The following is a 20,110-nucleotide window of genomic DNA, read 5'->3' as shown; positions in this document are numbered from 1 at the left end:
CGGCGGTCTTCAGTCCGTCAGGGCGGAGTCGATCCCGGCCAGCAGGCTGGCGGCCGTGATGGGCTTGGGCACATGGCTGTCGGCCCCGGCGTCTCGCGCCTGATCGCGGTGCTCGGCCATGGCGTTGGCGCTGAGCATGATGACCGGGGTATGGGCGTTGGCGGCGCGTCCTGTTTCCAGCGCGCGGATGGCGCGGGTCGCCGTCAGTCCGTCCATGACCGGCATCTGCATGTCCATCAGGACCAGGTCGAAACGCCCGCCCTCGAAGGCGGCGACCGCGCGGGCGCCGTTCTCGACGATGGTCAGGTCGAAATCCGGCCATGTGAGGATCATCTGAACGACGCGCTGGTTGGTCGGATGATCCTCGGCCAGCAGGACGCGAAGCGGGCGCTGCGGTCTGGCGCCGACTAGCGGGGCGGCGCGCTGGCGCGCGGGGGCGGCGGGAGCGGCGGCGCGGGCCAGGGGCAGGCGCACGCAGAAACAGCTGCCGACGCCGGGCGTCGAACAGGCCGTAATCCGCCCGCCCATCATTTCGGCCAGGGCCTGGCAGATCGACAGGCCCAGACCCGTGCCGCCGAAGCGTCGGGTGATGCTGGCGTCGGCCTGGCTGAACCTCTGGAACAGGCGGGCGGCGTGATCGGCGTCGAAACCGACCCCGGTGTCCTCGACCTCGACCTCCAGCGCCGTTTCCCCGTCCGGCCCCTCGCTCAGGGCCATGCGGACGGTGATGGAGCCGGCTTCGGTGAACTTGACCGCGTTGGAGATCAGATTGGTCAGGATCTGACGGATGCGGGTGCTGTCGCCCATGAAGGCGCCGTGCACGTCGGCGGGGCGCTCGATCCTGAAGGCCAGGCCCTTTTCCTCGGCGCGCAGACGCATGATGTCCAGCGGCGCGGCCACGGCCTCGTCGAGGTCGAAGGGCCGGGATTCAAGGGCCAACTGACCCGCCTCGATCTTCGAGACGTCGAGGATGTCGGACACCAGGCGTTCCAGGGTCACGCCCGAGGCCGCGATCAGGGCGACCATCTCGGCCTGGACGGGGTCCAGCTCCGTGCGCGACAGGGCGTCGACGATGCCGATCACGCCGTTCAGGGGGGTGCGGATCTCATGGCTCATATTGGCCAGGAAATCGGACTTGGCCTGGTTGGCGGCTTCAGCGGCGGCCTTGGCCTCGATCAGGGCGCGCTCGGCGGCGACCTTCTCGGTCACGTCCCGGGCCACGCCGTAGATGCGGTCGCCGAACCGCCGTGCGCGCCATTCCAGGGTGATGTAGTGGCCGTCCTTGTGACGATAGCGGTTGACCTGACCCAGCACCGGATCGCCGGGACGCCGGTTGGTGACTTCGATAATGGCTTGTCGCGTCGCCTCCTGGTCGTCGGGATGGACCAGGCTCGGCAGCAACCGACCCATCAGCTCCTCGGGGCGATAGCCGAGAACAGCGAACCAGGAGGCGCTGGCCTTGATCACGGGTCCGTCGATCTCGCGCACCACCAGCAGATCCAGGGACACGTCGAAGAAGGTGTCCAGATCCACATCGGGCGCGCCGCGAGAGGGCGAGGCTGTGAGCGGCTGGCTGATCATTGCGGGGCTATCCTTCGGTGGATCCACCCTGGCGCCGCGGAGTTAAGGACGCCTTTTTTCAGTAGGCGAAATCAGCGTAAATTCGCGACACATCGCCTCGCCAGGGGCCATGATAGAGGTCCAACAGGCGTTCGGCCGGCGTGATACCGCTATCAGCGATATCTTCCAGTTCAGACAGATAACCGCGCTCGTCGACCATGCCGCCCGAGAATTTCGCGCGGTTCTTCAGCCCCTGTTTGGCGATGTTCACCAGGTCCACGGCGATGTCGCGCACGCTGCGGCCCGCCACCTCGGCCTTCAAGCCCAGGCGGGTGACGTCGCGGCGCAGACGCTCGTGGTCGGCGATGTCCCAGTCCTTGACCAGATCCCAGGCGGCGGCCAGCGACGGGGCGTCGTACAGGACGCCGGCCCACAGGGCGGGCAGGGCGCAGATCCGGCTCCACGGGCCGCCGTCGGCGCCGCGCATCTCCAGATAGGCCTTCAGCCGCACCTCGGGGAAGAGGGTGGTCAGATGGTCGTTCCAGTCTTTGATGGTCGGATATTCGCCGGGCAGGGCGGGCAGTTTCCCGGCCTGGAAGTCGCGGAACGACTGGCCCGAAGCGTCGACGTACTTCCCGCCGCGCTTGGCGAAATACATCGGCGTGTCCAGCGCATAGTCGGCATAGCGTTCGAAGCCGAACCCGTCTTCGAACACGAAGCCCAGCATGCCCGTCCGGTCGGCGTCGGTGTCGGTCCAGACATTGGCGCGAGCCGACAGGAAGCCGTTGGGGCGGCCCTCGGTGAAGGGCGAACAGGCGAACAGGGCGGTGGCGATCGGCTGCAGCGCCAGCGAGGTGCGGAACTTGGCCACCATGTCGGCTTCGGAATCGAAGTCGAGGTTGGCCTGGATGGTGCAGGTGCGCAGCATCATGTCCAGGCCGAGGCTCCCGACCTTGGGCATATAGGCCCGCATGATGTCATAGCGGCCCTTGGGCATGACCGGCACGTCCTCGCGCGTCCACAGCGGGTCGAAACCGGCGCCCAGGAAGCCTAGCCCGATCTGGTCGGCGACCTGCTTGACCTCCATCAGATGCTGGCCGGTCTCGTTGCAGATGTCATGGATGGTCTTCAGCGGCGCGCCGGACAGTTCGAACTGTCCGCCCGGCTCCAGACTGACCGAGGCGATGAAGCCCTCATCGTTGCGACGCTCCAGCCCGATCAGGACGCCGTTCTCCTCGACCGGAGACCAGCCGAACCGCTGCAGGCCCTCCAGCATGGCCTTGATGCCGTTTGGGCCTTCATAGGCCGGACGGGCCAGACTGATCTTGTCGAAGCCGAACTTCTCGTGTTCGGCGCCGATCCGCCACTGGTCCTTGGGCTTGGCCCCCCGGGACATGGCCTCGATCAGGGCCTCGCGGCTCAGCGGCGCGTTTTCGGTCATGCGACAGATCCCCTCCGGCGCGTCTCTGAGCGACCGTGTGTCGCGGCTAGATGGGCGAGGTTCGTGCTCGGCTCAAGGGGTTGAGTTGCTTTCCCTATCGCCCGTCGTGCTGCGCCTCCCTCGGCTCAGTGCTCCCAATCTCCGATCGCGGCCTGCCACAGCGTCATGGCGGCGATGGCGGCGGTGTCTGCGCGCAGGATGCGCGGCCCCAGGGAGACGGCGGTGGTGAAGGGCAGGGACCGCAGGCGTTCGCCTTCTTCCGGTGAAAAACCGCCTTCCGGGCCGATCAGGATCGACCATTTCCGGCTTTGGGGATCCGGCCCCGCCGCCGCGAGGGCAGAGATGGCCGGCGCGCCCCCCGTCTCGTCGCAGAACATCAGGCGGCGGCCGGCCTCCCAGCCGTCCAACAGGGCGTCCAGCCTGACGGGATCGTCGACGGGCGGCACGTCCAGCCGCCCCGTCTGTTCGGCGGCCTCCTCCGCGATGGCGTCCAGCCGGTCGAGGCGGATGCGGTCGGGGTTGGTGCGTTTGGTCAGGACCAGCCGCACGCGGCGCGCCCCCAGTTCGGCGGCTTTCTCCACAATGGTCTCGACCCGCGCCTTCTTCACCACGGCGACGATCAGCTCCAGGTCTGGGCCATAGGCCTGGGGCCGCGCCTGTTCCTCGGCGCGCAGGATAACGCCCTTCTTCAGAACCTCGGCGACGGTGCATCGCCACTCGCCGTCGCGGCCGTTGAACGCCAGCAGTTCATCGCCGAGCTTCAGCCGCATCACCTGGGTCAGATAGCGCGACTGGTCGAGGGTGGGGGCGACCGGGGCGGCGGCGGCGAGCGCGGAGGAGACGTGGAGGCGGATCATGTCCGCCTCTGTGGGGTCAGAGGGTGCGCGCGATCAAGAGTTTCATGATCTCGTTCGTGCCGCCGTAGATCCGCTGGACCCGCGCGTCCTTGTACAGCTGGGCGATGGCGTATTCGTTCATGTAGCCGTAGCCGCCGTGCAGCTGCAGCATCTCATCGATGGTCTCGCCCTGGATGTCGGTGACCCAGTATTTGGCCATGGAGGCGGTGGCGGCGTCCAGCTTGCCCTCAAGGTGCAGGCCGATGCAGTGATCGACGAAGACCTTGGCGACGGTGAGTTTCGTCTTGACCTCGGCCAGCTTGAACTGGGTGTTCTGGAAGTCGATCACTCGCTTGCCGAAGGCCTTGCGTTCCTTGACATAGGCGAGGGTGGCCTCAAGCCCGCGCTCGGCGGCGGCGACGCCCTGGACGGCGATGTTCAGCCGTTCCTGGGGCAGTTGCTGCATCAGCTGGACGAAGCCCTGGCCCTCGGCGCCGCCGATGATGTTCTCGCCGGGAACCTTCACCTCGTTGAAGAACAGTTCGGAGGTGTCGTTCCCCTCCATCCCGATCTTGTGCAGGTTGCGGCCGCGCTCGAACCCTTCCGCCCCGTCCGTCTCGACCACGATCAGCGAGGTGCCCTTGGCGCCCTCGGCCGGGTCGGTCTTGGCGACGACGATGATGAAGTTCGCCAGCTGGCCGTTGGTGATGAAGGTCTTGGAGCCGTTGACCACATAGCCGTTGCCCGACTTGACCGCGGTTGTCTTGACGCCCTGCAGGTCCGAGCCCGCGCCCGGTTCGGTCATGGCGATGGCGCCGACCAGTTCGCCGGACTGGAGCCGCGGCAGCCAGCGCGCCTTCTGCTCTTCGGTGCCGTAATGCCAGATGTAGGGGGCGACGATGGCGTTGTGCAGGCTGATTCCGAAGTGGTCCGCGCCCTTCCAGCCCAGCTGGCGCATCAGCACGACCTCATGGCGATAGTCGCCGCCCATGCCGCCGTCTTCCTCGGGCATGGACAGTCCCAGCAAGCCGTCCGTCCCGGCCTGGGTCCACAGGTCGCGTGGTACGCTGGAGTTCGCGATCCATTGCTGGACCTTTTCCGGCGGCGCGTGCTCGTCGATCCATTTGCCGACGCTGTCAGAGAAGAGGGTGATCTCTTCTTCCTGCATGAAATCGGGGTCGGGGCTGTTGAGCACGTTCATCGGTTTCGTCCCTGAGGTTCGCGGGCTTTTGCCCGTCTGGTCGAAAGAAAAACGGGCCGGCGAGATCGCCGGCCCGCTTGATCGTAATGTCGGCTCAGAACGCCTCGGCCGGCATGGCCATCAGCACGTCCGCACCGGTCTTCATCTTCTTCAGGTGGGCGTCCGCGTCGGGCAGGATGCGCTCGACGAAATAGCGGCCCGTTTGCAGCTTGGTGGCGTAGTAGGGGTCGGTCGCCCCGGCCTCGACCTGAGCCTGGGCGGCCTTGGCCATCTGCGCCCACATATAGGCCAGGGCGGTCAGGCCGAAGAGGTTCAGATAGTCGGTCGAGGCGGCGCCGGCGTTGTCCGGATTGGCCATGCCGTTCTGCATCAGCCACATGGTGCCGTCCTGCAGCTTGGCCTTGGCGTCGGCCAGGCCGTCGACGAAGGGCTTGATGGCTTCATTGCCGCTGTTTTCGGCGACGAAGGCGTCGATCTCGCCGAACCAGGTCATGATGGCGCGACCGCCGGCTGCGGGCAGTTTGCGACCCACCAGATCCAGCGCCTGGATGCCGTTGGTGCCTTCGTAGATCATGGTGATGCGCGCATCGCGCAGATACTGCGAGGCGGGGAAGTGTTCGGTATAGCCCGAACCGCCGTGCACCTGCATGCCCAGCGACGCGACATGGAAGCCCTTGTCGGTCAGATAGGCCTTCAGCACCGGGGTCAGCAGACCCATGTAGTCCTTGGCCTTGGTGGCGACGGCTTCGTCTTCCGACTTCTCGAGGTCGGCGTGCAGGGCGGTCCACAGGATGAAGGCCTGGCCGCCTTCGACGAAGGCCTTGGCCTCCAGCAGCATGCGGCGCACGTCAGGGTGGACCATGATCGAGTCGGCAGGACCCTCTGGGTTCTTCGCGCCGGTCAGGCTGCGGCCCTGCAGGCGGTCCTTGGCGAACTCGACGGCGGCCTGATAGGCGGCGGTGCCGATGGCCAGACCTTGCAGGCCGGTGCCCAGTCGGGCCTCGTTCATGACCACGAACATGTTGTTCATGCCCCGGCCTTCCTGGCCGATCAGCCAACCCTTGGCGCCGTCGTACTGCATGACGGCGGTGGCGTTGCCGTGGATGCCCATCTTGTGCTCGAGACCGGCGCATTCGAGGCTGTTGCGCTCGCCCAGCGAGCCGTCCTCGTTGACCAGGAATTTGGGCACCACGAACAGGGACAGGCCCTTGATGCCCGGAACCGCGCCCTCGACACGGGCCAGGACGGTGTGGATGATGTTGTCGGCGAAGTCGTGCTCGCCGGCCGAGATCCAGATCTTCTGACCAGTGATCGAATAGGAGCCGTCGCCGTTCGGAACCGCCTTGGTGCGGACCATGCCCAGGTCGGTGCCGCACTGGGGCTCGGTCAGGTTCATCGTGCCCGACCATTCGCCGGTCGCCATCTTGGGCAGGTATTTCTGCTTCAGTTCGTCGGAGGCGTTGGCGTGGATGCCGGCATAGGCGCCGGCGGTCAGGCCCGGATACATGGAGAAGGCTGCCGAGGCGCCGGCGGTCATCTGACCGAAGGCCGAGGCCACGACGCTGGGCATGCCCTGGCCGCCGTATGCCGGATCGGCGGCCAGCGCCATCCAGCCGGCTTCCGACATGGCCTTATAGGCTTCCTTCCAGCCCTTGGGACCGGTCACCACGCCGCCCTCGGCCCAGTGGCAGCCCTCCTTGTCGCCCGGATTGTTGATCGGGGCGATGACCTCGTCGGCGAACTTGGCGCCTTCTTCCAGAATCTGGCCGACCAGGTCCGACGAGACGTCCTGGAAGCCCGGCTGGTTGGTGTAGCGGTCGATGTTCAGCACTTCGTTCAGGATGAAGGTGAAATCGCGGACGGGCGACTTGTAGGCCATGGATCAGGCTCTCGCTTTGAAGGGGTGGTGATGGTCGTGGTTGAGACGCGCGCGCAGCAGCTTCTCATAGTCTTCGGCGCCCGGCAGCAGGTCGGGGCGATGTTCGGACAGTTTTGACTCCATCCAGGCGCAGGCCTCTTCGGCCGTCTGGATGGCGCCCTCGATGTCCTCGAGCTGTTGTTTCAGCGCCGCGATCTGGGCGCGGTGGCGGACCAGGGCCACCGCCATCTGATGGACGTTGTGGTCCTTCTGATCGTAGAGATCCATCATGTCCTGGATCTCCTGCAGGGTGAAGCCGATGCGGCGGCCCCTCAGGATCAGTTTCAGCCGGGCGCGGTCGCGGGCGTCATAGACCCGCGTCTGACCCTTGCGCGCCGGGGTCAGAAGCCCCTTGTCCTCATAGAAGCGGAGCGCGCGCGCCGTGGCGTTGAACTCGCGGCACAGCTGGCGAATGGAATAGGTGCGGTGGTCGTCGGCGGTGGCCATGTGGCGACCATAACTTTACGCGCACGTAAAGGGAAGAGTTTACGTGCGCGTAAGGGTAAGCTTTCCGTGTCCGCGCCCAGACAAGAAAAAGCCCGGAGCCTTGGGGAGACTCCGGGCGCGACGCACCGGGACGGAGGGGGGAGAGGGGGCCCGGCGATCGATCTCTTTATTACTGGGGCCTGCGACGGCCCAGCAGCACCGGGACGGTGAAGGAAAGCAGGATCAGGTTCACCACGGCCAGGCCGATGTCCTGGCTGAGACCGTGGACGACCAGCATGGTCGATTCCACAACGATCAGGCCGGCTGCCGACGTCAGCAGCAGCGGGCGGCCGAAGCGCCAGGAAATCAGCGGCGCCAGCACGCCCAGCGCCAGAACCAGTTCGACCATGCCCACGCCCCGCACCATGTTCTCGGGCGCGACGGCGGGCCAGCCCATCAGGGTGATGAGGTTGGTCATCGGCTCGGTCAGCTTGGCGTAGCCGGCGGCGATGAAGAACATCGCGATCCAGCCCTGGAGCGTCCAGAGGGCGATGTTCTTGTAGGCGGCGCGCGAGCGCGCCTGGGCGACGGGGAGGGTCGAGGTGGTCATCGGGGAGGGACCTTAATTCGTAACAGTCACGATATCGGAATGAACGGCTCCGTTCGCAAGAGGGGATATAGCGAGGCTCCCCAGACTTGTCATCATGCGATGACATCAACTGATGACATCAGTTGATGACTTTATGTTTCAGGCCAGATCAGCCCTCTTCCGGCTGCGGTCCCGGCGCCTGGACGATCAGGTCGCCGGGCTGGCAGTCCAGTTCGCGGCACAGGGCGTCCAGGGTCGAGAAGCGGACGGCCCGGGCCTTACCGGTCTTGAGAATCGACAGATTGGCCAAGGTCACGCCGACGCGGTCGGAAAGTTCGGTCAGGGACATGCGGCGTTCGAGCAGCAGTCTGTCCAGCTGGATCATGATCATGGCGCGCCTCAGACCGTGGTCATCTGTTCGTCGCGCATGGCCGAACCCTGGCGGAACACCTCGGCCAGGATGAAGACCACCAGGATCCCCAGCCAGGAGCCCAGGCCGATGTCGTAGTCGGAGGCGGAATCGCCAATGCTGAGCGGAGCGACGACCGACAGCAATATGGCGGTGACCTGGATCCCCAGCAGGCCGAAACCGATAGCCCGAAGCCGTTTCACGTTCGCGCGTTCGAAGGCGTCGCCACGATTGACCGACAACAGGATGGCGCGCAGCCGGTTGATGACCCACCAGGTGAAGCCGCAGGCCAGGAAGGCGCCCAGAACCGTCAGTCGCTCCACCACCGCCAGCGGCCCGCCGGCGTTCACGCGCTCGTCGTTCAGCCCGTCCATGAAGCCGCTGGCGAAGTCGGGGACGAACAGGCTGGCGACGACCAGGCCGCCCATCAGCACCGTGCCGATCATCACGAACACATTGATGAAACCCAGGAACCAGCGCAGTGCGCTGGCGATGGAATATTTGCCGACCAGTTTCATTCGATAGCCCTCCGTTGCGCCGCCCTCCGCGACGATTTGGTGACTATCGATATGGATTTATCGATAAACAGGCAAGAATATTATCGATAAACGAGATGAAGCTTTCGTAAGGTTTCAAATTCAGCCGCTGAAGCCCCAGGCCGCGCGGGCGGCCTCCAGCCGGACCAGCTTGGCCTGGAAGGGAGCCCAGTCGTCGGCGTCGGCTATGGCCGCCCAGATCGCCTCGACCTCGTCGATCAGCATTTCCTCCGGTTCGCGGGCGGCGAACATCGGGTGCTCCAGACGTTCGATCCGGTCGGTCTCGTGCTCCATCAGGGCGAAGCGGAAGGCGTCGAAGGCTTCGCCCTGGTACAGTTTCGCACGCGGCCCCGACAGGGCGCGGGCCGAGGAGGCGAAGCCGCCGAACCAGTCGAAGAACAGCGGCTCCCACCGAAGATCGCCCCCTTCGCTATTGGCGCGCAACAGGGCCAGGGTCGCGTCCAGCAGTCGCTGGTCGGCCGCCTCGCCCAGGCTTTGCACGCCCAGCCGCATCAGGAAGGCGGCGCGCAGCTCGCGGATATAGGCGGGGCCGAATCCGTTCAGCGCCTCCGTCAGGGGGCCGGCGTCGGCGACCAATTTCAGACAGCCGGCCAGCTGCGTCAGGTTCCAGAACACCGCCTCGGGCTGGCGGGCGAAGGCGTAGAGGCCGCCCTGGTCGAAATAGGCGGCGGTGAAACCGGGCTGGTAGGATGGCAGGAACCGCCAGGGGCCATAGTCGAAACTCTCGCCCGTGACGTTCAGGTTGTCGGTGTTCAGCACCCCGTGGACAAAGCCGGCGGCGATCCAGCGCGCGGTCAGTTTCGCCGAGGCTGCGACGATGGCGCCTAGCAGACCGGGCGCGTCTCCGGCGGCGACCTGGGGATGATACAGGCCGCGGACGTGCTCGATCAGGGTCTCGATCTGGTCAACCCGGCCCAGATAGGCCGCGCGCTGGAAGGTTCCGAACCGCACATGGGAGTGGGACAGCCGCACCAGGACGGCCGAGCGGGTCGGGGACGGCTCGTCGCCCCTCTCCAGCGCCTCACCGGTCTCGATCAGGGAAAAGGCCCGGCTGGTGGGCGTTCCCAGGGCCTCCAGCATCGAGGCCGCCAGCACCTCGCGCACCCCGCCCTTCAGCGTCAGCCGCCCGTCGCCGCCGCGCGACCATGGCGTCTGGCCCGATCCCTTGGTCCCCAGATCAAGGAGTCTGTCGGAGGTGTCGCGCATCTGCGCCGCCAGGAAGCCGCGTCCGTCGCCCAGGTCGGGATTGTACTGGCGGAACTGATGCCCGTGATAGCGCATGGCGATCGGTCCCGGTTGGCCGGGCAGGGGCGCGAAGCGGCCGAAGGCGGCGATCCACTCGGCCTCGCTCAATCCCTCCAGCCCGACTTCGGCGGCGGCGCGGTCGTTGCGGAACCGCAGCACGGCCTGGGGAAAGTCGGCCGGGGCGACGGCGTCGGCGAACTCCGGTCCCAGGTCGAAGAAACGGGGTTCGGGGCGATAGGCGGGGGAGGGAGGCATGCCGGCTAGGTGCGGCCGCCGATCCGGTTTCGCAACCCTGCTTTTTAGGACCCCATATGGTTACGGTTTCGGTTGAACCTCTCGCCCGGCCCCGTATTATCGTTCTCAGACATCAGGCCGCGTCTCGCGGCCAGGCCGGCGCCGTCTTCCCATGTGGAAACGGCGAACCCGGTCCGACGCCCGTCGATAACCTGGCGTCACGACAGCTTCAGTATTGCGATTGGAGGCCGCCGTGGCGCGCAAATTTACTCTCGACTTCCTCAAGACCGAGGCCGCGTCCGGTTCGGCCCTGGCCCTGGCCGCCATCGCCGCCGTCCTGGTGGCCAATTCGGCCTGGTCGGCGGACTATTTCGCCTGGCTGAAGAGCTACCACGTGCTTCAGATCGGTCCGATCCGGCTGGAGGAGACGATCTCGGACTGGATCAAGGAAGGTCTGATGGCGATCTTCTTCCTCGTCGTGGGGCTGGAGATCAAATACGAGATCGTGCGGGGGGAACTGAGCGACCCGCGCAAGCTGGCGACGCCGGTGCTGGCGGCCCTGGGGGGCATGGCCGGACCGGCCGCCGTCTATCTGCTGCTGTCGGGGACCATGGGGGCGCCGCACGCCGGCTGGCCCATTCCCCTGGCCACCGACATCGCCTTCGCCCTGGCCATCTTCGGCTTCGTCGGCAAGGGCCTGCCGTCGTCGCTGCGGGTCTTCCTCCTGACCCTGGCCATCGTCGACGACCTGGGCGCCATCGCCCTGATCGCCGTGCTGTTCAGCGAGGGGGCCAACTGGACCCCGCTGTTCTGGGCCCTGGGCCTGCTGGCGATCGGCGGCCTCATCGCCAGCCAAGTTCGCATCCCGACCCCCGGCTGGGTCATCGGCTTCGCCGTCGTCTGGTATCTGACGGTCCTGTCGGGTCTCAGCACCTCCCTGACCGCCGTGGCCTTCGCCATGATCGTGCCGATCAAGGCCCGCAAGGAGGACCATCAGAGCCCGCTGAAGGAGGCGATCCACGATCTGCACCCGTGGAACGCCTATCTGGTCCTGCCGCTGTTCGCCTTCGCCAAGGCCGGGGTGTCCTTCGCCGGACTGTCGATGGAACAGGCCTTCGCACCCCTGGTCGTGGCCATCGCCCTGGGCCTGTTCTTCGGCAAGCAGATCGGCGTGTTCGGCGCCGCCTGGCTGGCCTCGGCGCTGCGGATCGGCGCGCGTCCGACCGACGCCAGCTGGCTGCAGGTCTATGGGGTGTCGCTGCTGTGCGGCGTCGGCTTCACCATGAGCCTGTTCATCGGCGTCCTGGCCTTCCCCGGCGCGGTGGACTCGCCCGAACAGGTCGAGGTCAAGCTTGGGGTCATCGGCGGCTCGATCCTCTCGGCCGTCGCGGCCGCCCTGGTTCTGGCTTTGGCGGGGCGAGGCCGCGCCGTCGATCCCGCTGCAGCGAAGCCCGAAGTCGAGCCCATCGGCTTGAAAACCGAGCAAAAACTTACCTAGCGTCAGCGTTTTCTGTCTCTTCCGTGTCACACAACGGTGAACTGCGGCGAAAAATCGTCGCGGCTAACAACGCTCGCTTGTAGCTAAGCCCGAAGCGGGCTTAGCCTCTGCGGTACTGAACGCGTCTCCACGTAGAGGCGCGTCGTTGGGAACTAGGAAACGCTGCGGTCGCTCCGCGCGACCGGGCTTCAGAGCCGGGAGGACGCTTTCATGCGCCATACGATCCGCTATCTCAGGACAACCGCATCCGCCGCCGTGGTTGGTGCAGCCGCCTTTGGCCTCGTCGGGGCCTTCGCCGGAACGGCCGCCGCCCAGACGGGGCCGGCCACCATCGACGACATCATCGTTACCGCGCAGAAACGCGAACAGAGTCTGCAGGACGTGCCGATCGTGGTCACGACCCTGTCGCAGGAAATCCTCGACGGCGCCGGGGTGCAGGACATCAAGGATCTGCAGATCCTGACGCCCGGCATGACCGTCACCTCGACCCAGTCCGAAGCCTCGACCACGGTCCGCATCCGCGGCGCCGGCACCGTCGGTGACAACCCGGGCCTGGAGTCCTCGGTCGGCGTCGTCATCGACGGCGTCTATCGTTCGCGCAACTCGGTCGGCTTCGGCGACCTGGGCGAACTGAGCCGCATCGAGGTGCTGAAGGGGCCGCAGGGCACCCTGTTCGGCAAGAACACCTCGGCCGGCGTCATCAACATCATCACCGAACGGCCCTCGTTCGATCCGTCGGTCTCGGCGGAACTGACCGGCGGCAACTACGGCGCCGTCGGCGGCTCGATCTCGGCGACGGGACCGCTCAGCGACCAGATCGCCGGCCGCCTGTTCGTGGCCCATCGTGAACGCGACGGCTTCTACGACGTCGAGGTCGGCGATGGACCGCGCACCCTGACCGAGGACAACACCCAGGACTACTGGACCGCGCGCGGCCAGCTGCTGATCCTGCCCAGCGACGAGGTCTCGATCCGGCTGATCGCCGACTACACCAAGCGCGACGAATACTGCTGCGCCGCGGTCCAGACCCGCGTCGGCCCGACCCAGGCCTTCATCGCCGCCCTGACCGCGCCCAACGGCTCCGGCCAGGCCGCGCCGGTCGCCGGCTTCGGCACGGTGCCCTACAGCCGCACCGCCTATTCGAACCGCGAGACCCCTCAAGAGATCGAGGACATGGGGCTGTCGGCCGAGGCGACCATCGATCTGCCCAGCCTGAACGCCACCCTGACCTCGCAGACCTCGTGGCGCGACTGGTCGTTCCAGCAGGGCATGGACCTGGACTATACCGGCGCCGACATCCTCTATCGCGAGAACGACGGCTCGAACGGCTATGGCGTCGACAACCTGACCCAGGAATTCCGCCTGGCGGGCTCGACGGACAAGTTCGACTGGCTGGTCGGCCTGTTCGCGACCAAGGAGGGCGTCTATCGCGACGACAGCTACGTCTATGGCTCCGACTACAACGGCTTCGTCTCCTTCCTGCTGACGGCGACCGTGCCCGCGGCCTTCGGCGGACCCAGCCCGTCGCGCACCGGCTGTTTCACCAATCCCCAGGGCTTCGCGGTCGGAACCAGCGGCCCGCTGCTGGGCCAGCCGCTCTGCGTCCTCGGTCTGACCCCGCCCAGCGCCTCGGCGCCGCTGTTCACCCCCGGCAAGGCGTATGAGGATCACTACAGCCAACGTTCGGAGTCGGTGGCCCTGTTCACCAACAACACCTGGCGCGTGACCGAGGCCTTCGACCTGAACCTGGGCCTGCGCTACACCTATGACAGCAAACGGCTGCTGGGCCTGCAGGACAATCTGGGCACCAATGGCGCGGCCTGCGGCGGCGCCCTGGCCAACCAGAATCCGGCCAACCGCCTGCCGGGCACCGTGGCGACCCCTGCGGCGGCCCTGGGACTTCTGTGTCTGCCCTGGTCGAACCCGCTCTATGACAATCGGCGGATTCAGGAAGACTTCGACGACACCGACATCAGCGGCACCTTCAAGGGCTCGTACCGGTTCAACGAGGCCATCATGGCCTACGCCTCCTATGCGCGGGGTTATAAGGGCGCGGGCTACAACATGGACCGGGTGCAGACGGGTGTGACCCCGGACGCCTCGCTGTTCTTCGAAGCAGAGACGGTGGACAGCTACGAGGTCGGCGTGAAGACGACGCTGTTCGACCGCTCCATGCTGCTGAACATCACCTACTTCGACCAGAAGTTCGAGAACTTCCAGCTCAACACCTTCCTCGGCACCGCCTTCGTCGTGGAATCCATCCCGGAGCTGACGTCGCGAGGCGTCGACGCCGACATGGTCTGGTTCACGCCGCTGGAAGGCCTGATGTTCCAGGGCGGGGTGACCTATACCGACGCCAAATACGGGGACTTCACGGCCAATGACCTGTCGAACCCGGCGCGCTTCCCGCAACTGTCCCTGCTGCCGGGCGCCCGTGCCTCGTTCGCCCCGGAATGGTCGCTGACCGGCGCCCTCGCCTTCGACCGATCGCTGGGCGGCGGCCTGCGTGGCGGCTTCAACCTGTCGGCCAAATATTCGACCGAATACAATACCGGCTCGGACCTGTTGCCGTACAAGAACCAGGAAGCCTTCACCGTCGTCAACGGCCGCATCACCATCGGTGCGGAAGACGAGCGCTGGACCGTGGACGTCTGGGCCCAGAACCTGCTGGAGGAGGAGTACACCCAGGTCGGCTTCGCCGCGCCGCTGCAGGGCACGGCCTTCACCAATACGACCACGCCCCAGGCCGACGGCACCTATTATAATATCGCCACCGACACGGCGACCTACAACGCCTTCCTCGGTGCGCCGCGCACCTGGGGCGTCACGCTGAAGGTCAAATACTGATCGTCCAGCCGCCCGGGCCGTGAGGCTCAAAGGGTGGAACGACGAAGGGCCGACCGGGAAACCGGTCGGCCCTTTTTCGTGAGATCGGGAGGGGAAGGGAGCGTGTGATTGTAGGCCGTTCGCGTAGTTCCTGTTGCGACCCATTGCGGACCTCGGCAAGGACCGCTTACGGTCGCATGCTAGGCTACCTGCCTCGAAACAAAGCGCTCATCGTCGATGCCTTTTTTAGCAACGAGACAAGCCCCGATCACCCAGCGGAGCCGAAATGTTAGTAGGATTGATCGTTGCGGCCGTTAATATTCAGGTCGCGTCTGCTCAGGGCCCATTCACAGATGAGTGGCTTGAGGCAGCCATGGTGAATGTAGCCTATCAAACGGCTCTCTGTCAGCCGTACCTCAATGAATGGCTCGGCGCGGAGGATGTCGAAGAATCTTTGCGTAGTGATTTTGATGCTGAGACAGACGAGCGATCAAAAACTATGTTGCTGGCCTCTATTTCAGCATCACAACAGGGAAAGCTGGATCGATTAACATCAGCCCTTGATGAAAACCAATGTTCTGGACGCGTAGAGTCTGCCTATGCATACCTATTTCTTCCTCTTCGAGCGGCAGAGCCGGACACAATGTTTAGGCTTGATTCCTCGCGTGAATAGCTAGGGCCCTAACGTTCTTTGGGCTTCATAACGGTTTCAAGGATTAGAAAATAGTTCGGGCTGCTGCCGGGTATTCTTAGTTCTTGGGGGGCTTGAGATGCTGCCGGGCGGCATGCGATGCTCGCTAACCACCCCAAGCCGAACTCGTGAACGTCTCCTCCCCGTCGCAGAGCGATGGGGAGGTGGATCCGAGCTCTTCGCGAGGAGACGGAGGGGTTCTTCACTCCGGACGCGGCGCCCGCTTCAAGAGCCCTCCACCCCTTCGGGGTCCCCCTCCCCATTCGCCAAACGGCGAACGGGGAGGAGACGAGCGGGCTCACTCCACCAACGGGCCCTGCTTCGGCTTGGCCAGTTCCCGCTGACCGGCGGTGGAGCGATGCAGGATGCGTCGCGCCCAGCCGGCGAAGTCGTCGACGATGGTGAAGATGGCCGGGATGTAGAGCAGGGACAGGAAGGTCGAGGAAATCAGCCCGCCCAGCACCGCGATGGCCATGGGCGAGCGGAACTGGACGTCGGCTCCGACCCCCAGGGCGATCGGCACCATGCCGGCCCCCATGGCGAAGGTAGTCATAAGGATCGGGCGGGCGCGCTTGTGCGCGGCGTCCAGGATCGCTTCGCGACGCGGCATTCCATCCTTCTCGGCCATGATGACATAGTCGACCAGCAGGATGGAGTTCTTGGCCGCGATCCCCATCAGCATCAGCACCCCGATCAGGGCCGACATGGAGAAGTTGGCGCCGCCGATGGCCAGGGCGATGAAGGCCCCCCCGATGGCCAGTGGAAGCGCCGCCATGATGGTGATCGGATAGGCGAAGCTTTTGAACAGCAGGGTCAGCACCGCATACATCAGCAGTATGCCCGAGGCGAAGGCGATGGCGAAGCCGGTCAGCATCTCCTGGATGAACTCCGTGTCGCCGGCCGGCACCTGACGGACGCCCGCCGGCAGGTTCTGTACCGACGGCAGACGATTGACCGCCGTGCCCGCCGCCCCGGTGGTGATCCCGTCCAGTTCGGCGCTGATCGAAGCGATCCGCGACCGATCCTGACGTGTGACAGTGGCCGGGCCGGCGCCGAATTCGATGTCGGCGACGGCGCTGAGCGGCACGGAGACGCCGCCGGTGGCGGGCACCCGCAGGTTCTCCAGTACGGTCAGATCCTCGCGCGCCTCTTCCGTCAACTGCAGTCGGATCGGGATCTGGCGGTCGCCCAGGTTATATTTGGGCAGGTTCTGGTCGATGTCGCCGATTGTGGCGACCCGCACCGCCTGGGATATGGCGCCGGCCGACACCCCGGCCAGGGCCGCCTCGTCCGGACGCGGCGTGACCAGGATTTCCGGCCGCGCGATCGCGGCCGAGTTGACCACATTGGCCAGGCCCGGAACCCCGCGCATCTCGTCCTCGACCTGGCGCGCGGCGGCGTTCAGGGCGGCGGGATCGTCGCTCAGGATCGAGAAGGTATAGGTGGTTCCGTCGCCGGGACCGCCGCCCTCCTGCGCGATGCCGGCGCGGATCCGGGCGCCGGGAATCTGTTTCAGTTCATCGACCATGACCCGGGAGAAGGCCTGCTGACTCAGCTCACGGTCGCCCTTGGGCGTCATGTCGGCATAGATGTTGGCCTGGGTCACGTCCTGCCCGCCGATGGCGGCATACACCGAGGTGACCTCCGGCCGCGCCTCCAGCCTGCGGGTGACCTGCTGCACCACGGCGTCGGTCTGGCGCAGGGTGGAGCCCGGCGGCAGTTCGACCTGGAAGGCCGCGCGCGCCGTATCGCCTGGCGACATGAACTCGAACGACATCTTGGCGACGACCGAGGTGGCGATCGAACCGACCAGGAACAGGCCGCCGATGATGAAGACTTTCCAGCGGTTGCCCAGCGACCAGCGCAGAGCCCGCAGATAACCGTTCATCCAGAATGGATCCCGGTCCTCGTGATGGGTGTGTTTCAGCACATAGGCCGCCATCAGCGGCGTCAGGGTGCGGGCCACAAGCAGCGAGAAGGCCACGGAAATACAGGCGGCCAGGGCGAAGGCCTTGAAGAACTGGCCGATGATGCCGGGCATGAAGCCCACGGGGGCGAAGACGGCGATGATGGTGGCGGTGGTGGCCACGACCGCCAGACCGATCTCGTCGGCCGCCTCCAGCGAGGCGTCATAGGGCGGCTTTCCGTCCCGCATGTGCCGGACGATGTTCTCGATCTCGACGATGGCGTCGTCGACCAGGATGCCGATGGTCAGCGACAGGGCCAGCAGGGTCACGACGTTCAGCGACTGGTCCAGCGGACCCAGGATGGCGAAGGTCGGGATCAGCGACATCGGCATGGCCGTCGCCGCGATCAGGGTGGCGCGCCAGTCGCGCAGGAAGATGAAGACCACGATGACCGCCAGTATGGCGCCGGTGGCCAGGGCCTCCAGCGAGGCCAGATAGGATTCCTCGATCTCCTCGACGCTGGCGGTGACCTGTTGGATGGTCAGCTCGGGATGGGCCTCGTCGATCTTCCTGACCTCTTCGCGGACCCGTTCGGCGACCTTGACCTCGGACGCCGTGCGCGAGCGTAGGAAGTTGAAGGTCACGGCCTCCTGACCGTTGTATCGGGCCAGGCGGCGCGGTTCGCTCCACTTGTCCTCGACGGTTCCCAGATTGTCGAGGCGCACGGTCTTGCCGTCGCCCAGCGGCACCAGGGTCTCGCGCAGTTGCTCGACCGAGGTGGCGGCGCCCAGGGTGCGGACGGCGCGTTCCGATCCGGCCACGGTGACGCGACCGCCGGGCAGGTTGTTGTTGACGTTGTTCAGGGCCTGGCTGACCTCGGCCGCCGTGACGCCGTATGCGGCCAGACGCTGGGGATCCAGCTCAACCCGCATCTCGCGATCGACCCCGCCGGAGCGGTTGACCTCGCCGACCCCGCCCAGGGCAAGCAGGGCGCGGCTCATCTCATTGTCGATGAACCAGCTGATCTGCTCCGGCGTCATCGTCGGCGACCGGACCACATAGGTGATCAGGGCGTCGCCGGTGATGTCGATACGCTGGACCGCCGGCTCCTGCATGTCCTGGGGCAGGCTGGAGCGCAGTCCGGTCATGGCGTTGCGGACGTCATTGGTCGCCCGGTCGGTGTCCGTGCCCAGTTCGAACTCGATGACGGTCGAGGACACCCCGTCGGTGATGTTGGAGTTGATGTGGCGCACGCCGGATAGACCGGCGAGGGAATCCTCGATCAGCCGTGTGACCTGCACTTCCATTTCCGCCGGGGCCGAGCCGGGGCGGGCGGCCGTGACGGCGACCAGAGGAAAGTCGATATCGGGGTTGGAGTTGATCCGCATCCCCATGAAGCCGACCACGCCGCCGAGCGTCAGCAGCAGGAACAGCAGGATGATCGGAATGGGATTCTTGATCGCCCAGGACGACATCTGGTTCATGGTCGATCCTATTTGGTCGCGGGCTGGGCGGCGGGTCGAGCCGCGGCGGCTCCGGGCGCCTGGGCGACGCTGACGCGGTCGCCTTCGTTCAGGAAGCCGGCGCCGTCGACGATGACCTGGGCGCCCACGGCGACGCCCTCGACCGAGGTCCGGGCGTCGGTGCGCGACTGCACGGTCACGGGCTGGAAATGCACCGTCCCGGCGGGCTGCAGGACGAAGACGCCCGGCTTGTTGTTCCGATACAGCACCGCCCCGGTCGGCACGGTCGTCGCCGGCTGGTCGCCGACGTCGATGTCGGCGCGGGCGAACATGCCCGGGCGCAGCTGGGTGTTGGAGCCCAGCGAGATGCGGGCCAGGCCCAGGCGGGTGGTGGGGTTCACCTCCGGCGTGACGATCCGCACCGTGCCCGAGGTCTGACCGGCCTCGCTGGAGGTCACGGTCGCCGACTGGCCGGCGCGGATCTGGCCCAGTTCGGTCTCGGGCACCTGGGCGTCCAGCTCCAGCCGGCCGTCGCGGACCATCCGGAACAGTTCAGTCCCCGCGGCGATGATCTGGCCCTTGGTGACGCTGCGGCTGATGATCAGGCCCGCGACGGGGGCGCGGACGGTGGCCTGGGACAGCTGGGTCTGGGTCTGGGCCAGTGTGGCGCGGGCGGCGGCCAGATTGGCGTTCGAGGCGCGCTGGTTGGCCAGGGCGGTGTCCAGCGAGGCCTGGCTGAGGAAGCCGCGCTCCTTCAGCTGCTGGGCGCGGTCCAGGGCGGCGTCGTCGCGCGCGACATTGGCCTCGGCCAGCTGCACCTGGGCCTGCTGTTGCTGCAACTGGGCGCGCAGCAGGACGTCGTTCATCTGCACCAGCGGCTGGCCCTGACGGACGTAGGAGCCTTCATCGACATAGACAGCGACGGCGGTCAGACCCCCGGTCTCTGCCGCGACCGGCACTTCCTCCCAGGCCGAGACGGTGCCCGAGGCGGTCACGGTGCGGCGCAGATTGGTCTGGGTCACGGTGGCGGCGGTGACGGTCTGGCGCGAACCGCCGGCGGCCTTCTCCTCGGTGTCGTCGCCGTGACCTCCGCAGGCCGTCAGCACCAGGGCCGAGAGGGCGACGGCGCCCATGACGAAGGCGCGGGGGCCGAAAACGGATCGGGTCGTCTTGGACAAGGGAAGTTCCTCGGTTGCAGGCGAAGCGTCGCACCGGCGGAAGCCGGCTGTTTCGGGGGAGTGTTCCATACCGCGTCTGCGGGCCGCTCTCAAACGCCGATACCTATTGTTGCAAAGCCTTAATCTGACAC

15 protein-coding genes are annotated in these 20,110 nt (G+C 66.3%); 3 read left to right on the top strand and 12 right to left on the bottom strand.

All coding sequences use genetic code 11. The features are described 5' to 3' along the window. Positions 1-9: 9 nt before the first annotated feature. From H2037_RS11475 to H2037_RS11430, 10 genes are all read right to left on the bottom strand, one after another. The gene (locus tag H2037_RS11475; protein ID WP_292121856.1) at positions 10-1,581 is read right to left on the bottom strand and encodes a PAS domain-containing hybrid sensor histidine kinase/response regulator; all 1,572 of its coding nucleotides are present in this window, start codon (positions 1,579-1,581) and stop codon (positions 10-12) included. Positions 1,582-1,639: 58 nt separating this feature from the next. Then, the gene (locus H2037_RS11470) at positions 1,640-3,001 is read right to left on the bottom strand and encodes a glutamate--cysteine ligase (protein WP_292121852.1); all 1,362 of its coding nucleotides are present in this window, start codon (positions 2,999-3,001) and stop codon (positions 1,640-1,642) included. A gap of 125 nt (positions 3,002-3,126) precedes the next feature. Continuing rightward, positions 3,127-3,858 carry a 16S rRNA (uracil(1498)-N(3))-methyltransferase gene (locus H2037_RS11465; RefSeq protein ID WP_292121849.1) on the bottom strand — a complete coding sequence of 244 codons (732 nt, stop codon included), beginning with the start codon at positions 3,856-3,858 and terminating at the stop codon, positions 3,127-3,129. A 16-nt stretch (positions 3,859-3,874) separates the two neighbouring features. Then, complete coding sequence (locus H2037_RS11460; protein ID WP_292121846.1) at positions 3,875-5,038, bottom strand: acyl-CoA dehydrogenase family protein; 1,164 nt, start codon at positions 5,036-5,038, stop codon at positions 3,875-3,877. A gap of 94 nt (positions 5,039-5,132) precedes the next feature. Then, a complete protein-coding gene (locus tag H2037_RS11455) occupies positions 5,133-6,917 on the bottom strand; it encodes an acyl-CoA dehydrogenase C-terminal domain-containing protein (RefSeq protein ID WP_292121842.1) in 1,785 nt (594 codons plus the stop codon). 3 nt (positions 6,918-6,920) lie between these two features. Beyond that, positions 6,921-7,403 carry a MerR family DNA-binding transcriptional regulator gene (locus H2037_RS11450; protein WP_292121839.1) on the bottom strand — a complete coding sequence of 161 codons (483 nt, stop codon included), beginning with the start codon at positions 7,401-7,403 and terminating at the stop codon, positions 6,921-6,923. Between the two features lie 169 nt (positions 7,404-7,572). Beyond that, positions 7,573-7,992: a DoxX family protein gene (locus H2037_RS11445; RefSeq protein WP_292121836.1), complete on the bottom strand. Its 420-nt coding sequence runs from the start codon at positions 7,990-7,992 to the stop codon at positions 7,573-7,575. Between the two features lie 148 nt (positions 7,993-8,140). Beyond that, entirely contained in the window at positions 8,141-8,362 is a 222-nt protein-coding gene (locus tag H2037_RS11440) for a helix-turn-helix transcriptional regulator (RefSeq protein ID WP_292121833.1), read from the bottom strand. Positions 8,363-8,370: 8 nt separating this feature from the next. Beyond that, the gene (locus tag H2037_RS11435; RefSeq protein ID WP_292121830.1) at positions 8,371-8,898 is read right to left on the bottom strand and encodes a DUF2975 domain-containing protein; all 528 of its coding nucleotides are present in this window, start codon (positions 8,896-8,898) and stop codon (positions 8,371-8,373) included. Positions 8,899-9,018: 120 nt separating this feature from the next. Next, complete coding sequence (locus tag H2037_RS11430) at positions 9,019-10,437, bottom strand: protein adenylyltransferase SelO family protein (protein ID WP_292121827.1); 1,419 nt, start codon at positions 10,435-10,437, stop codon at positions 9,019-9,021. A 232-nt stretch (positions 10,438-10,669) separates the two neighbouring features. On the opposite strand from H2037_RS11430, the gene nhaA reads away from it, so the two are divergent. The 3 genes from nhaA (at position 10,670) to H2037_RS11415 (ending at position 15,413) form a co-directional block, all read left to right on the top strand. Beyond that, the gene (gene nhaA, locus H2037_RS11425; RefSeq protein WP_292121825.1) at positions 10,670-11,914 is read left to right on the top strand and encodes a Na+/H+ antiporter NhaA; all 1,245 of its coding nucleotides are present in this window, start codon (positions 10,670-10,672) and stop codon (positions 11,912-11,914) included. A 210-nt stretch (positions 11,915-12,124) separates the two neighbouring features. Continuing rightward, on the top strand, positions 12,125-14,761 hold the full coding sequence (locus tag H2037_RS11420; RefSeq protein WP_292121822.1) for a TonB-dependent receptor: 2,637 nt from the start codon (positions 12,125-12,127) through the stop codon (positions 14,759-14,761). A 265-nt stretch (positions 14,762-15,026) separates the two neighbouring features. Next, a complete protein-coding gene (locus tag H2037_RS11415; RefSeq protein ID WP_292121820.1) occupies positions 15,027-15,413 on the top strand; it encodes a hypothetical protein in 387 nt (128 codons plus the stop codon). A 316-nt stretch (positions 15,414-15,729) separates the two neighbouring features. On the opposite strand, the gene H2037_RS11410 is transcribed toward H2037_RS11415, so the two are convergent. Together H2037_RS11410 and H2037_RS11405 are read right to left on the bottom strand one after the other, a co-directional pair. Next, positions 15,730-18,822: an efflux RND transporter permease subunit gene (locus tag H2037_RS11410; protein WP_292121818.1), complete on the bottom strand. Its 3,093-nt coding sequence runs from the start codon at positions 18,820-18,822 to the stop codon at positions 15,730-15,732. An 8-nt stretch (positions 18,823-18,830) separates the two neighbouring features. Continuing rightward, positions 18,831-19,979 carry an efflux RND transporter periplasmic adaptor subunit gene (locus H2037_RS11405; RefSeq protein ID WP_292121816.1) on the bottom strand — a complete coding sequence of 383 codons (1,149 nt, stop codon included), beginning with the start codon at positions 19,977-19,979 and terminating at the stop codon, positions 18,831-18,833. Between the last annotated feature and the right edge of the window lie 131 nt (positions 19,980-20,110).

The sequence above is a fragment of the Brevundimonas sp. genome, from assembly GCF_013912065.1.
Classification (GTDB): Bacteria; Pseudomonadota; Alphaproteobacteria; order Caulobacterales; family Caulobacteraceae; genus Brevundimonas.
This window is presented reverse-complemented; position numbering and strand designations above follow the sequence as displayed.